The sequence below is a fragment of the Mesoterricola sediminis genome, assembly GCF_030295425.1.
GTDB lineage: Bacteria > Acidobacteriota > Holophagae > Holophagales > Holophagaceae > Mesoterricola > Mesoterricola sediminis.
Map to the genome: position 1 here is coordinate 3,802,780 of NZ_AP027081.1, position 14,046 is coordinate 3,816,825.

Genomic DNA, 14,046 nt, shown 5'->3' on the forward strand with positions numbered 1-14,046 from the left:
AGTCATGGCTGAGAAGCCCTTCAATCCGTTCGAAATGGCCCAGAAGCAGTTCGACGGCGTCGCCGAGAAGCTGAACCTGGATCAGGGAAGCCGCGACTTCCTGCGCAACCCCACCCGTGAGTACCACTTCACGATTCCCGTCCGCATGGACGACGGCTCCGTCAAGGTGTTCCGCGGCTTCCGCGTGCAGCACAGCGACGCCCGCGGCCCCGCGAAGGGCGGCATCCGCTTCCACCCCCACGAGACGGTCGACACCGTGCGCGCCCTGGCCACCTGGATGACCTGGAAGACCGCCGTGGTGGACATCCCCCTGGGCGGCGGCAAGGGCGGCGTGATCTGCGACCCCCGCGAGCTGAGCGACCGTGAGCAGGAGCAGATCTGCCGCGGCTGGGTCCGCCAGGTGGCCAAGAACGTCGGCCCCCTGCAGGACGTCCCCGCCCCTGACGTCATGACCCACGGCCAGCACATGCTGTGGATGATGGACGAGTACGAGCAGATCATGGGCGGCCGCTTCCCCGGCATGATCACCGGCAAGCCCGTGGGCATGGGCGGCTCCCTGGGCCGCACCGAGGCCACCGGCTACGGCGTCATCTACACCGTGCGCGAAGCCATGAAGGAGCTGGGCCTGGACATCAAGGGCGCCACCGCCTCCATCCAGGGCGCCGGCAACGTGGCCCAGTACAGCCTCGACCTCTTCACCCAGTACGGCGGCAAGGTCATCGCGATCTCCTGCTGGGACAACACCGACAAGAAGCCCTACACCTACCGTTGCAAGGACGGCATCAAGTTCGACCAGCTCATGGGCTCCATCGACAAGTTCGGCACCATCGACCCCGCCAAGGCCAAGGCCATGGGCTGGGAGAAGCTGGAAGGCGACGCCTGGATCGAGCAGGACGTGGACGTCCTGATCCCCGCCGCCCAGGAGCACATGATCACCGCTGAGAACGTCAACAAGATCAAGCCCAGCGTCAAGATCATCGCCGAGGGCGCCAACGGCCCCACCACCCCCGAGGCCGACGCGGTCATCCACAGCCGCAACATCTTCATGATCCCCGACTTCCTCTGCAACGCCGGCGGCGTGACCTGCTCCTACTTCGAGCAGGTGCAGTGCAACATGAACTACTTCTGGGAGAAGGAAGAGGTCCTCTCCAAGCTCGACCAGAAGATGACCAACGCCTTCAAGGCCGTGTCCGCCCTGGCCCGCGAGAAGAAGGTCTACATGCGCGACGCCGCCTACATGATCTCCATCAAGCGCGTCGCCGAAGCCGCCCACCTGCGCGGCTGGGTGTAAACCGAACCATCCGTAACCGCAGGAAAACGGCCCGCCCACGCGGGCCGTTTTCTTTGCCACCCCAGACCCGCGCCTCGACGCCTTCCCCCGCCTTATCCGCCGGAGCAGAGGCATGCCTCTTGGACGCCCGGAATGGCCGCTCACGCCCCCAAGGGAGGTGGGCCCCTCCGCAGGGCGACACCGGATCTGCCGGGGAGCCCTGGACCGTGGATCAGCGAAGGGTCAGGAGCTTCCATTGGATGTCATGGTAGAGATGGGGGACCATGGCGACGAGGTAGCCGTGCCAGAAGGATCGAGGGCGCCACGCCAGGTACCCAGCCGTGTACACGAAGAACCCCCAGGCAGGGCTCCAGAAGGAAACCCCCAGGTCCTTGGCGTGGAGGGCGCCCCATGCGAAACCGGCAAGGCCACAGATCCAAAGCGGCGACAGAGAGGTCCGGCGGAGGAGCTCTGCCAGACCCGCCACCAGGAATGATTCGCAGATTGCGCCCCAGAACAGGAGTTCGAGGACTCCCCACCCCAGGAACGGGGAGGGCGTCGAATCGCCTGTATATATTCCGCGACGGTACGCCATGGCCAGGATGGCCACCCAGATCCAGATTGGAACTTCGGCGATAAGGGTGTAGCGGAAAAGACCTCGCCATAAGGAGGAGCCTGGTATGGAAATTGAGCGGTCTTCCCAACCTTCGCCCCAAGCCCGACCCATGACTACCCCCTTCGAGCCAAAAGTGCGCTCAATCATGGCGGAGGTTTGAAGGACCCTAACGGCTGGTCGCGAAGCCGCAGCGGGCCCTCAGGCCTTGGCGCTGGCAGTTCCTGGCTCCGGGCGGCATCCCCTGGTCATAATGGTCCCACCTTCGCAAGGGATCTCCAGATGATCAACGACCCCAGCTTCGGCCAGTCCCGAGAACTGCAGACCATCTTCACGATCGCCGGGCTGCTGGCGCGGGAGGACCTCAGCCTCACCCAGATCCTCCAGGTGGTGGCCGAGGCCCTGCCCAAGGGATTCAAGCACGAGGAGGTCTGCCAGGCCCGCATCCACTTCTGGGGCGAGTGCTTCGAGACCAAGGGCTTCCAGCCGGGCCCCTGGACCCTGCGCGCCCCCATCGTCGTGAAGGGCGAGACCCTCGGCGAGGTGGAGGTGGTCTACCTGGAGAACCGCTCGTCCCGGGCGCCCGGCAGCCCCTTCCACCTGGACCAGAAGAAGCTCGTCGACCTCACCGCCCAGAAGCTGGGCCAGCTCGCCGAGATCCGCATCGCCCAGCGCGAGGAGGAGAAGACCTCCGCCCCGGCGGCGCCGGCCCCCGCGGCCAAGCCCGAGTGGCGCTACATCCTGGACCTCCTGACGGAGATCGATCCGGCCCTGCACCTGCGCATCATCCGCCGGCTCATGAACCACGCCACCAAGGTGGGCGTCCCGGGCGTGCAGAAGATGATCGCCCAGTTCGACCCGGCCATCTACGCCCAGGGCGAGGAGGCCTCCCACGGCTCCAATGCCCCGCTGCCCAAGCGGGACATGAACCTGGTCAGCCAGACGTTCAAGGAGATCGAGGAGATCGCCTCCATCGTCTTCGAGGACGCGGATCTCACGGCCCTCCTCAAGCAGTGGATGCGCCAGGACAAGCTCGGCTTCCTCGCCATCGCCACCGAGAAGCGGGACATCCCCCTGGTGGAGATCAAGGAGATCGTCGACCGGTTCTGCCGGGAGACCCGCGAGGACCTCCCCGCCCTGGCCGTGCCGGACGACACGAACGTCCGCGTGGCGCTCATCCGCCGCTTCCTCACGGAGAGCCTCAAGTTCATCGGCATCGCCAAGGCCCACCTCTCCGTCTACGACTTCGGCAACATCCTCACCCACGTGCTCGGGCCCGCCCAGGGCAACGGCAAGCTCGGCGGCAAGGCGGCCGGCCTCATCCTCGCCGCCCGCATCCTCAAGCGCCAGGGCACGGGCAACCCGCTCATCGACTCCATCCGCACCCCCAAGACCTGGTACATCACCTCGGACGGCATCTACAACTTCCTCCGCCACAACAGCCTGGAGGACCTGTGGAGCCTGAAGTTCAGCCCCATCGAGGAGGTCCGCCAGACCTTCCCCTACCTGGAGCAGGTCTTCAAGAACTCCTTCTTCTCCCCCGAGATGTTCCAGCAGATCCAGTTCGCCATGGACGACCTGGGCGAGGGCCCGCTGATCGTGCGCAGCTCCTCCCTCCTGGAGGACAGCGAGGGCATGGCCTTCTCCGGCAAGTACCGAAGCCTCTTCCTCGCCAACGTGGGCAGCCGCGAGGAGCGCCTGGAGGCCCTCGTCGACGCCGTGGCCGAGGTCTACGCGTCGGTCTTCGGGCCGGACCCGATCCAGTACCGGGCCGAGCGCGGGCTCCTCGACTTCGTGGAGGAGATGGGCATCATCATCCAGAAGGTGGTGGGCCACCGCGTCGGCAAGTACTTCATGCCCGCCTTCGCGGGGGTGGCCTTCAGCCACAACGAGTTCCGCTGGTCCCCGCGCCTGCGCCGCGAGGACGGCATCGTCCGCATGGTCATGGGCCTCGGCACCCGCGCCGTGGACCGCCTGGGCAGCGACTTCCCCTTCATGATGAGCCCGGGGCAGCCCAACCTGCGCGTCAACGTCACGCCCGAGCAGGTGGCCCACTACGCCCAGACCTCCATGGACGTCATCAACCTCGAGACCGGCCGGTTCGAGAGCCTCGCCATCCCCGACCTGCTCCGCGAGGCCGGGGACGACTACCCGATGCTGGAGCAGATCGTCTCCCTCCTCGAGGACGGCTTCCTGAAGAAGCCCATGCGGGGCATGATCAACGCCGCCAAGGACGACCTCGTCGTCACCTTCGCGGGCCTGGTCGAGCGCACGGAGTTCGTGGCCCAGATCCGGACGGTCCTGGGCATCCTCCAGGAGGCCCTGGGCACATCGGTGGACCTGGAGTTCGCCCACGACGGGTCCAACCTCTACCTGCTCCAGTGCCGGCCCCAGAGCCGCATGGACGAGGAGGGCCGCATCCACATGCCCACCAAGGTCCCCTACGAGGACAAGCTCTTCTCGGCGAGCAAGTACATCACCAACGGCTACGTCGAGGGCATCCGCTACATCGTCTACGTGGACCCGGAGGAGTACCGGACCATCCCCGACCTCGCCGACCTCCTGGCCATCGCGGACTGCGTCAACCGCCTGAACGGGATGCTCCCCCGCCGGAAGTTCATCCTCATGGGCCCCGGGCGCTGGGGCAGCCGCGGGGACGTCACCCTCGGCGTGGGCATCACCTACTCGGGCATCAACAACACGCAGCTGCTGGTGGAGATCGCCCGGAAGAAGGGCAACTACGTCCCCGACCTCTCCTTCGGGACGCACTTCTTCCAGGACCTCGTGGAGGCCCGCATCCACTACCTGGCCCTGTACCCCGACGAGGAGGGGAACCTCTTCAACGAGGACTTCCTGCGGAACAGCCCCAGCGTCCTCACCCAGCTCCTCCCGGAACACATCCGCCTGGAGAAGGCCGTGCGCGTGATCGACCTGGAGAAGGTGCGCCCAGGGCACGAACTGGACGTGGTGATGGACGGGGAGAAGGACCGGGCCCTCGGCTTCCTCCGCCCCATCCAGCTGCACTGACGGGGCCCGCCGGGCGGCCCTTGGAAAGATTCTTGTCCGTCCACTGAAAAAATCATGCTATCTTCCCCCTGTTTTGCGCCGACCCGGCTGTCGGCCATCTGGGGGAACCGTCTTGATCTATCGCGCTCACCTGCTGAGCCCCGCTTCGCCTGCGCGCCTGGAGGACATTCCGGACGGCGGCCTGATGGTGGACGGGGCCGGACGGATCCTGGCGGCCGCGCCCTTCGCCGCCCTCCAGCGCCTGCATCCGGGCGAACCCGTCCAGGACCTCCGCCCCGCCTGGATCCTCCCCGGCCTCGTGGATCTGCACGCCCACCTGCCCCAGTACAGCGCCGTGGCCTTGGACGGCCTGGAGCTGCTGCCCTGGCTGGAGAACCACATCTTCCCCCTCGAGGCGGGCTTCGCCGATCCGGAAGCGGCGGTCCCCGCGGCGCGCCTCTTCTTCGCGCACCAGCTCGCCTGGGGCACCACCACGTCCGTCGCCTACCTCACCGTCCACCAGGAGGCCGCGGACCGCGCCTTCCGCGAGGCCGAGGCGTGCGGCATCCGCGCCATCCTCGGCAAGGTGATGATGGACCGCCACTGCCCGGACGCCCTCCGGGAGGACACGGCGGCCTCCCTGGCCCAGAGCGCCGAGCTCTGCGAGACCTGGCACGGGCGGGACGGGGGCCGGCTGGGCTACGCCTTCACGCCGCGCTTCGCGCCGGTCTGCTCCATGGACCTCATGGCCGGCCTCTCCCGGGAGGCCGAGAAGCATGGCGCCTGGATCCAGACCCACCTCAGCGAGAACCTGGACGAGATCGCCCGCGTGCGGGAGCTCTTCCCCGAGGCGCGGGACTACACGGACGTGTACGCGCGGGCCGGCATGCTCGGGCCCCGCACCCTCCTGGGCCACTGCATCCACCTGTCGGAGGGCGAGCGCGCCGTCCTGCGCGAGGCCGGCGCGACGCTGGTCCACTGCCCCCGGTCCAACGCCTTCATCAAGAGCGGCATCATGCCCCTGCGCCAGTGGCTCGCCGAGGGCCACCGCGTCGGCCTGGCCTCCGATGTGGGCGGCGGCCCCAGCCTGGACCTCTGGGGCGAAATGGCCGCCGCCTGCGACCAGTCCAAGCAGCGCTGGGCCGAGCGCAGGGCCCAGCTCCGGCGCCTGGAGGCCCTCGACCTCGACGCCGACGCCCGCGGCCGCGTGGCCGAGGCCCTCGGCCTCCACGCGCACGCGCCCATCACCCCCGTGGAGGCCTTCCACCTGGCGACCCTGGGCGGCGCCCGGGCCCTGGGGCTCGAGCGGACCATCGGCAGCCTGGAACCGGGCAAGGACGCGGACTTCATCGTCCTGGATCCCCGGGCGGCGGACCCCCTCGCGGACCGCGCGGTCCTGCGGCCCGAGGAGGTGCTCTCCCGCTGCATCTACCGCTCCACCCCCGGCATGGTCCAGGCCGCCTACGTCCGCGGCCGCAGGGTCCACGGGCGGTAGCCGCGGGCCTTGGGGGTTGCCGGCGCCCCCGGGTACCCTGGGCCCATGGCCCGCCCTCCCTTCCAGCCCGGCGACCGGCTTCCCCTCGCCTTCTACCTCCGCGCCGTGACGGCGGTCGCCCGCGACCTCCTGGGGCGCCACCTCCGCCTGGGCGAGGTGGAGCTGCGCATCACGGAGACCGAAGCCTACGGGGGCCCCCGGGACACCGCCAGCCACGCCCGCTCCGGCCCCACGCCCCGCAACCGGGTGATGTGGGAGGAGGGGGGCCGGGTCTACGTGTACTTCTGCTACGGCATGCACCACATGCTCAATGTGATCTCGGGCCCCGAAGGCCGGGCGGAGGGCGTCCTCATCCGCAGCTGCGAGCCCGTGGCCGGGCTGGAGCGCATCCGGGAACGCCGGGGCGGCCTCCAGGGTCCGGCCCTCCTGACGGGCCCCGGCAAGGTGGCCCAGGCCCTCGGCCTCGACCTCGCCTGGACCCGCCACCGCCTCTACGAGGCCGGCGGCCTGGAACTCCTCGCCGGCACCCCGCCCCGGAGGGTGCGGACGGGCCCCCGCGTGGGCGTGGACTTCGCCGACCCCGCGGACCGCGACCGCCCGTGGCGCTTCGCCGACGCGGATTCGCCCTGGGTGAGCCATCCCCGGACCCTGGGGCGCTGAAGGCGCCGGCGGCAGGACGGCGTTCACCGGTCCGGGCCGGTTTTTCACCGATCCGGGGATGACGTACATGGCCGCCCGGTGTCTACTTGAAGAAATGATCTTGCCCGGGGGGAATCCATGGCTGATGGCAGCCCGAAGCCTGTGTTCAAGAAGCGCTTTCCGTGGGGCTGGGTGCTCCTGGCGACGGTGGCGGGCCTGGCGGTGGCCGGCATGGTGGCGGCCCGGAACGCGCCGCTGCGCCTGGCCATCAGCCGGCCCACGGTGTTCCAGGCCGGGGAGCGGAATCCCGTGCTGACCGCCAGCGGCTACCTCGTCGCCCGCCACCGCGCCACCCTCTCCGCCAAGGTCCCCGGGCGCCTGGCCTGGCTGGGCGTGGAGGAGGGCACCCGCGTGACCAAGGGCCAGATCATCGCCCGCCTGGAGGCCCCCGACCTGGAGGCCTCCCGGGCCCAGGTGGAGGCCAGCCTCCGCCAGGCGGAGCTGGACCGGGACCGGGGCGAGACCCTCTTCAAGGAGGGGGTGCTGGACCGCGCGAGCCTGGACCGCCTGCGCACCGCCGTCTCCACCCTCAAGGCGCAGCTGGCCTACCAGGACGCCCTCCTGGAGAACATGGTGCTCCGCGCCCCCTTCACCGGCACCGTCACCCAGAAGCTCTCGGAAGTGGGCGAGACCGTGAGCCCCGGCACCGCCGGCGGCGCCAACGCCATCAACGCCATCGCGACGCTCGCGGACTTCGACAGCCTGGAGCTGGAGGTGGAGGTCAACGAGACCGGCCTGCCCCGGCTGAAGCGGGGCATGCCCGCGGAGATCCGCGTGGACGCCCTGGACGCGGAGCCGGGCGCGAAGCCGCTCCGCGGCACCCTCCGGGAGATCTATCCCGCCTCCAACCGCCAGAAGGCCACCGTCCTGGTGCGCGTGGCCCTGGTGGACCGGCATCCCCTGCTGGTGCCCGACATGGGCGCGAAGGTCACGTTCATGGGCGAGCCCTTCGCGGAGCGCGCGGTCTACGTGGGCCGAGAGCAGCTGGTGGCCCGGGACGGGGCCACCTTCGTGTGGACCGTCGAGAACGGCCGCGCCGTCCTCCGGAAGGTGGAGGCGGGGGCGGAGAACCCCGTCGGGTGCCAGGTGAAGGGCATCCCGCCCGACCTGCCCCTCCTCGTGGTGCCGCAGGAGGTCAAGCTGGAGCCCGGCAAGCGCGTCGCCCCCAAGGAGCGCTGACGTGGCGGCCCCCGAGCTCAGCGTCCGGCTGCGCGGACTCGCCAAGAGCTACTGGCGCGGCGCCCTGGAGATCCCCGTCCTCACGGGCGTCGACCTGGACATCCCCCGGGGGGGCTACTACGCCCTGATGGGGCCGAGCGGTTCGGGCAAGACCACGCTCCTCAACCTCATCGCCGGCATCGACCGCCCCACCGGCGGCGAACTGGAGGTGTGCGGCTACGACCTCAACGGCCTGGACGACGACGAGCTCGCCGGGTGGCGGAGCCGGAACGTGGGCTTCATCTTCCAGAACTACAACCTCATCCCCGTGCTCACCGCCTTCGAGAACGTGGAACTGCCCCTCCTCCTCACCGACATGGCCCGGAGCGAACGCCGCGACCGGGTCGACCGGGCCCTCCGCCTCGTCAACCTCGCGGACCGCATGCGCAACTACCCCCGGCAGCTCTCCGGCGGCCAGGAGCAGCGGGTGGCCATCGCCCGGGCCATCGTCCACGATCCGGGCCTCCTGGTGGCCGACGAGCCCACCGGCGCCCTGGACGCGCGCAACGCGGAGGAGGCCCTCGTCCTCCTCGAGCACCTGAACCAGGAGCTGGGCAAGACGATCGTGCTCGTCACCCACGACCCCAAGGCCGCCCAGCACGCACGGGTCCAGATCCACCTGGAGAAGGGCGTGCTGGACCGCACCGTCGAGGTGCACGACCGCCCCGTGCTCCCCCGCATCCTGGAGGACCGCGGGTGAACTTCCTGACCCTGGTCCTGCGCTCCCTGTTCCGCTCCAAGCGGCGGACGGTCCTCACCGTCCTGAGCCTCGCCGTGTCGGTCTTCCTGATCGCGCTCCTCCAGAGCCTCCTGGGCACCATGGACGCCCTGACGGTTTCGGGCGGCAGCGGCACCCGGTTCGTGGTGCAGGACAAGGCCTCCTTCACCAACGTGATCCCCCAGTCCTACGCCAACTACCTCCGCGCCCAGCCCGAGATCGAGGCCTTCACGGCCTTCCAGTGGTTCGGCGGCGAGTACAAGGACCCCAAGAACTTCTTCGCCAACTTCGCCGTCGAGCCCGAGACGTACCTGCAGGTGTACCGCGAGGAGGCCAACCTCGCGAGCATCCCCCCGGCCCAGGTCCGCGACTTCCTGCGCGACGGCAACGGCTGCATCGTCGGGAAGACGCTCGCGGACCGCTTCGGCTGGAAGGTGGGCGACGTCGTGCCGCTGCGGAGCAGCATCTTCAACATCACCGTCCGCCTCAACATCCGCATCATCTTCGTGGGGAAGCGCAAGTCCGACGAGATGTTCCTGGCCTTCAACATCCGCCAGCTCCAGGAGGCCGTCCCCTTCATGAAGGGCCGCGTGGGCGCCTTCACCGCCCGGGCCCGCAACCCCGCCGACATCCCCCGCCTCTGCGAGCGGATCGACCGGCATTTCGCGAACTCCGCCCAGGAGACCCTCACCATCACGGAGAACGCCTTCAACCTGAACATGATGAAGATGCTGGGCGACTACTCCACCATGATCCACTCCATCACCGGGGCGGTCCTCGTGGCGATCCTCATCGTCACCGCCAACACCATGGCCATGGCCATCCGGGAGCGGACGACGCAGATCTCCACCATGCGCGCGCTCGGATTCCGGTCCTCCCAGATCCTGAGCCTCCTCATGGCCGAGGGCCTCCTCCTCTCCCTTCTCGGCAGCGGCCTGGGCATCTTCATGGCCATGGGCGCCGCCGACCTCGCCGCCAAGGTGGGCGGCGCGATCCTGCCCTGGATGGCCGACTTCATCATCACAGGCGAGACGCTGCTCCTGTGCGTGCTCATCACCCTCGCCCTGGGCCTCCTCTCCACCTTCGCCCCGGCCTACCGCGCCAGCCGCAGGCCCATCACCGACGGCCTGAGGGCGCTATGATCGGCTGGCTCTTCGTGCCGCTGGCACCCTACCTGCTCTGGCTGCTCCACGCCGCCCTCTTCCACCCCGTGCCCCTGGCCTACAACTGGCGCTCCATCTGGGTCCGCAAGGCCGGCACCCTCTCCACCGTGGGCGCCATCGCCATCGTCGTGATGATCTTCGTCGTGGTGCTCTCCATGGCCCAGGGCGTCTCCCGGGCCTACGTGCGCAGCGGGCGCGACGACCAGGTCATCATCCTGCGCCAGAACGCACGGGTCGAGATGATGAGTTCGGTGACCCTCGCCCAGGCCCGCCTCATCGCCACGCATCCCCTCATCGCCCGGGACGCCCAGGGTCCCCTCCTCACCGAGGACATCATCGTGAGCAAGCAGCTGCCCCTCGCGGACGGCTCGGGCAGCCTCACCGTGACCGTGCGCGGCACCACCCGCGCCGGGGCCCGCATGCGCAGCCAGGTGACCCTGGTGGCTGGGCGCTGGTTCCGCCCCGGGCTATCCGAGGCCGTGGTGCCCCGGCGCATGCAGAACCGCTACGCGGGCGTGGATCTCGGCGGCACCATCGCCATGGGCGGCCGCACCTGGACCGTGGTGGGGGTCTTCGACGGCAGCGGCTCGGTCTACGACTCCGAGGTGTGGACGGACGTGGCGGACCTGCGCCAGGCCTACCGGCGCTACGGCGTGGACTCCTCCGTCGCGGTCCGGCTGCGCAGCGCGGAGGACGTGCCCGCCTTCGTCCGGGACATGGAGCGGGACGTGCGCCTCAAGCTGGAGGCGAAACCCGAGCCCGCCTACTTCGCGGACCTGGGCGACGCGGGCCGGCCCATGCAGGTGCTCGGGCAGATCATCACGGCCATCCTCACGGTGGGCGCCATCTTCGCGGCCATGAACACCATGTACGCCGCCGTCGCCGGCCGCACCTCCGAGATCGGGACCCTCCGGGCGATCGGCTTCAAGCGCCGGGAGATCCTGGCCAGCTTCCAGTGGGAGGCCATCCTCCTCACCGCCCTGGGGGGCCTCCTGGGCGCGTCCCTCGCCCTCCTCTTCAACGGCACCCGGTCCGGGGGCGTGAACATGACCACCTGGTCCGACGTCAGCTACGCCTTCGCGATCACCCCGGGCCTGATGGCCCAGGGCGTGGCCTTCAGCATCCTCATGGGCCTCGCCGGGGGCTTCCTGCCCGCCTGGCGAGCGAGCAGGATTCCCGTCACCGAGGCGATGCGAGGATGAATGTCTAATATTTTATGCTAGACTGGGCCGGCTCGCCGCGTTGACCCTATCGCAAGGCGAGGTAAACTTGAAGCCTAAACGGGAGGCACCATGGACCGTGAACTGCTGAAGGGGAGCACACCGCTCCTTCTGTTGTCCCTGCTCACGGACGGACCCATGTACGGGTACCAGATCATCGAGACGGTTCGCCAGCGCACCGACGGAAGCTACACGCTGAAGGAGGGCGCGCTCTACCCCGCCCTGCACAAGCTCGAGGCGGCCGAATTCATCACCTCGTACTGGCAGACCCAGCCCAATGGCCGCGACCGCCGCTACTATGCGATCCTCCCGGCCGGCACCGCCTTCCTCGACGCCAAGAAGGCCGAGTGGGGCCGGTTCGTCGCCATGGTCGACGGGTTCGTGGGGCCCCGGCCGTGAACCAGGCGCTGGCGGGCTACCTCGCCGAGGTGGAGCAGTCCCTCCGCGGACTGTCCTCCGGCAGGCGCCGCCTCATCGTGCGCGAACTGGAAGCCCACCTCCGGGACGAGGCCGAGGCCCGCGGCCTCCTGACCGAGTCGGACATGGAGGCCCTCCTGGCCGAGAAGGAGATGCCCCGGGAGCTGGCCTCCCAGCTCTCCGAGGGCGAGGACACCGACACCACGCACCGCAGCGAGACCTCCCTCCTCGCCGGTTCCCTCCTGGGCCTGGCCACGGGCGGCTACCTCTTCCTCCAGGGCAACTGGCCCTGGCACCTGAGCCTCGCCTTCTGCTTCGCCCACGGGCTCGCCGTCGGGGCCGGGCTCTTCCTGGTCCGCCGCCGCTGGCAGACGCTGCGCCCGGGCGTGCGCGTCCTGACCTCCGCCCTCTTCGGCACCCTCATGGCCATTCCCCTGGGCTTCACCAGCCTGCGGGGCTTCATGGCGAGCCGCCTGATGTACGGCGCCTTCACGGGCTACATGCTGGAGCGGCACTCCACGACGCGACCGGCCTGGCAGGCCGTCGCCGAGACCCTCGCCTTCACCCTCGTGGATGCCTTCCTGTGGACGTTCGTGTTCCACCACCGGCGCCCGTACGCCTGGCTCCTTGAACTCAGCTTCAATTTCACCCTCGCCCTGGGGGTCCTCGTGGCCATCCACCTGAAGCGCCTGATGTCCGGCCGCTGGCTGCTGGCGCCCCAGTGATTTCCCGTTGAGATCCAAGGGTATCTTGGATAAACTATTCCCCTTGTGCGTGAACAAGCCGCGTGCCGCCTTGGCATCCGGTCGGTTCCAGGAGGCCTCGATGAAGGACAAGATCCATCCCCAGCTGCATGACGTGACCGTCCATTGCGCCTGCGGCAGTGAGTTCCAGACCCGCTCCACCAAGAAGGAGCTCCGCGTGGAAGTGTGCGCGGCCTGCCACCCCTTCTTCACCGGCAAGCAGAAGGTCATGGACACCGCCGGCCGCGTGGAGAAGTTCAACCGCAAGTATGCGAAGAAGGAAGCTCCCGTGAGCGCGGAAGCCGCTCCCGAAGCCACCGAAGCCAACCAGTAGCGAGGCGTTTCCCAGGAACGGGCCGGTCACCGGCCCGTTCTTTTTTTGTGCCCCGCCCCCGGAGGTCCCATGCTCGACCAGCTTGAATCCCTTGATGCCAAGTTCCAGGAAATCGAGGCCCAGCTCCAGGATCCGGCCGTGGTCAGCGATCCCAAGCGCCTGCGCGAGCTGACCAAGCACCGGGCCGAGCTCGAGCCCGTCGTGGCCGCCTGGCACGCCCAGCGCACCCGCCTCCACCAGCTGGAGGAGGCCGAGGCCATCCTGGCCGACAAGACCCTGGACAGCGACCTGCGCGACCTGGCCGCCCTGGAGATCCCGGAGCTGAAGGAGGCCATCCAGCAGGGCGAGACCGAACTCCGGGCCCTCCTGGTGCCCAAGGACCCCAAGGACGCCAAGAACGTCATCCTGGAGGTCCGCGCGGGCACCGGCGGCGAGGAGGCCGCCCTCTTCGCGGCGGAGGTGTTCCGGATGTACGTGCGCTTCGCCGAACGCCGCGGCTACCGGGTCTCCGTCCTCAGCGAGAGCGAGGCCGAACAGGGCGGGCTCCGGGAGGTGGTGGCGGAGATCGAAGGCGAGGGCGCCTACAGCCTCTTCCGCTTCGAGTCCGGCGTCCACCGGGTCCAGCGCGTGCCCAAGACCGAGACCCAGGGCCGCATCCACACCTCCGCCTGCACCGTGGCCGTCATGCCCGAGGCCGAGGAGGTGGACATCGTCATCCACGAGAAGGACCTGCGCATCGACACCTTCTGCTCCGGCGGCAAGGGCGGCCAGAGCGTCAACACCACCTACTCCGCCGTACGCCTCACCCACCTGCCCACCAACACCGTGGTCAGCTGCCAGGACGAGCGCAGCCAGCTCAAGAACATGGCCAAGGCCATGACCGTCCTCCGCTCCCGCCTCCTGGAGAAGGCCCAGGCCGAGAAGGACGCGGCCGAGGCCAGCCTGCGCAAGACCCAGGTGGGCTCCGGCGACCGCAGCGAGAAGATCCGCACCTACAACTTCCCCCAGGGCCGGGTCACGGACCACCGGGTGAACGTCACCATCCACCAGATCGACGCCTTCATGCAGGGCCAGATCGAGCCCATCCTGGAGCCCCTGCGGGCCGCCTTCGAGGCGGAGCGCCTGCAGGCCATGGACGCCTGACCCGCCC

12 protein-coding genes are annotated in these 14,046 nt (G+C 69.1%); all 12 read left to right on the forward strand.

Translation table 11 applies throughout. From position 1 onward, the window contains the following. Positions 1 to 4 precede the first annotated feature (4 nt). The 12 genes from R2J75_RS16495 to prfA all read left to right on the forward strand — a co-directional run bounded on the left by R2J75_RS16495 (position 5) and on the right by prfA (position 14,039). A complete protein-coding gene (locus tag R2J75_RS16495) occupies positions 5 to 1,291 on the forward strand; it encodes a Glu/Leu/Phe/Val family dehydrogenase (protein WP_243329724.1) in 1,287 nt (428 codons plus the stop codon). Positions 1,292 to 2,165: 874 nt separating this feature from the next. After that, the gene (locus R2J75_RS16500; protein ID WP_243329727.1) at positions 2,166 to 4,910 is read left to right on the forward strand and encodes a PEP/pyruvate-binding domain-containing protein; all 2,745 of its coding nucleotides are present in this window, start codon (positions 2,166 to 2,168) and stop codon (positions 4,908 to 4,910) included. 112 nt (positions 4,911 to 5,022) lie between these two features. Then, positions 5,023 to 6,384 (forward strand): guanine deaminase, encoded by a 1,362-nt coding sequence (guaD, locus tag R2J75_RS16505; protein ID WP_243329730.1) that lies wholly within the window; start codon positions 5,023 to 5,025, stop codon positions 6,382 to 6,384. A gap of 45 nt (positions 6,385 to 6,429) precedes the next feature. Then, positions 6,430 to 7,044, forward strand: a complete 615-nt coding sequence (locus tag R2J75_RS16510; protein ID WP_243329732.1) for a DNA-3-methyladenine glycosylase — start codon at positions 6,430 to 6,432, stop codon at positions 7,042 to 7,044. A gap of 117 nt (positions 7,045 to 7,161) precedes the next feature. Further along, on the forward strand, positions 7,162 to 8,262 hold the full coding sequence (locus R2J75_RS16515) for an efflux RND transporter periplasmic adaptor subunit (RefSeq protein WP_316410638.1): 1,101 nt from the start codon (positions 7,162 to 7,164) through the stop codon (positions 8,260 to 8,262). Between the two features lies 1 nt (position 8,263). Next, entirely contained in the window at positions 8,264 to 9,001 is a 738-nt protein-coding gene (locus R2J75_RS16520; RefSeq protein ID WP_243329735.1) for an ABC transporter ATP-binding protein, read from the forward strand. Beyond that, positions 8,998 to 10,161, forward strand: coding sequence for an ABC transporter permease (locus R2J75_RS16525; protein ID WP_316410639.1), 1,164 nt, complete (start codon positions 8,998 to 9,000; stop codon positions 10,159 to 10,161). Before R2J75_RS16520 ends, R2J75_RS16525 begins: the two co-directional genes overlap by 4 nt. Then, the gene (locus tag R2J75_RS16530) at positions 10,158 to 11,384 is read left to right on the forward strand and encodes an ABC transporter permease (protein ID WP_316410640.1); all 1,227 of its coding nucleotides are present in this window, start codon (positions 10,158 to 10,160) and stop codon (positions 11,382 to 11,384) included. The genes R2J75_RS16525 and R2J75_RS16530 overlap by 4 nt, the downstream gene beginning before the upstream one ends. Positions 11,385 to 11,474: 90 nt before the next feature. Further along, positions 11,475 to 11,801, forward strand: a complete 327-nt coding sequence (locus R2J75_RS16535) for a PadR family transcriptional regulator (protein WP_316410641.1) — start codon at positions 11,475 to 11,477, stop codon at positions 11,799 to 11,801. Next, positions 11,798 to 12,544 carry a DUF1700 domain-containing protein gene (locus R2J75_RS16540; protein WP_316410642.1) on the forward strand — a complete coding sequence of 249 codons (747 nt, stop codon included), beginning with the start codon at positions 11,798 to 11,800 and terminating at the stop codon, positions 12,542 to 12,544. Before R2J75_RS16535 ends, R2J75_RS16540 begins: the two co-directional genes overlap by 4 nt. 100 nt (positions 12,545 to 12,644) lie before the next feature. Then, positions 12,645 to 12,896: a 50S ribosomal protein L31 gene (rpmE, locus tag R2J75_RS16545; RefSeq protein ID WP_316410643.1), complete on the forward strand. Its 252-nt coding sequence runs from the start codon at positions 12,645 to 12,647 to the stop codon at positions 12,894 to 12,896. A gap of 69 nt (positions 12,897 to 12,965) precedes the next feature. Next, positions 12,966 to 14,039, forward strand: coding sequence for a peptide chain release factor 1 (gene prfA / locus R2J75_RS16550; RefSeq protein WP_316410644.1), 1,074 nt, complete (start codon positions 12,966 to 12,968; stop codon positions 14,037 to 14,039). The last annotated feature ends 7 nt before the right edge of the window (positions 14,040 to 14,046 follow it).

Bases quoted from the DNA above. Each gene is read 5' to 3' on its own strand.
- R2J75_RS16510 (WP_243329732.1), top strand. From the start codon at position 6,430: ATGGCCCGCCCTCCCTTCCAGCCCGGCGACCGGCTTCCCCTCGCCTTC.
- R2J75_RS16530 (WP_316410640.1), top strand. From the start codon at position 10,158: ATGATCGGCTGGCTCTTCGTGCCGCTGGCACCCTACCTGCTCTGGCTG.
- prfA (WP_316410644.1), top strand. From the start codon at position 12,966: ATGCTCGACCAGCTTGAATCCCTTGATGCCAAGTTCCAGGAAATCGAG.
- R2J75_RS16500 (WP_243329727.1), top strand. From the start codon at position 2,166: ATGATCAACGACCCCAGCTTCGGCCAGTCCCGAGAACTGCAGACCATC.
- R2J75_RS16535 (WP_316410641.1), top strand. From the start codon at position 11,475: ATGGACCGTGAACTGCTGAAGGGGAGCACACCGCTCCTTCTGTTGTCC.
- rpmE (WP_316410643.1), top strand. From the start codon at position 12,645: ATGAAGGACAAGATCCATCCCCAGCTGCATGACGTGACCGTCCATTGC.
- R2J75_RS16515 (WP_316410638.1), top strand. From the start codon at position 7,162: ATGGCTGATGGCAGCCCGAAGCCTGTGTTCAAGAAGCGCTTTCCGTGG.
- R2J75_RS16495 (WP_243329724.1), top strand. From the start codon at position 5: ATGGCTGAGAAGCCCTTCAATCCGTTCGAAATGGCCCAGAAGCAGTTC.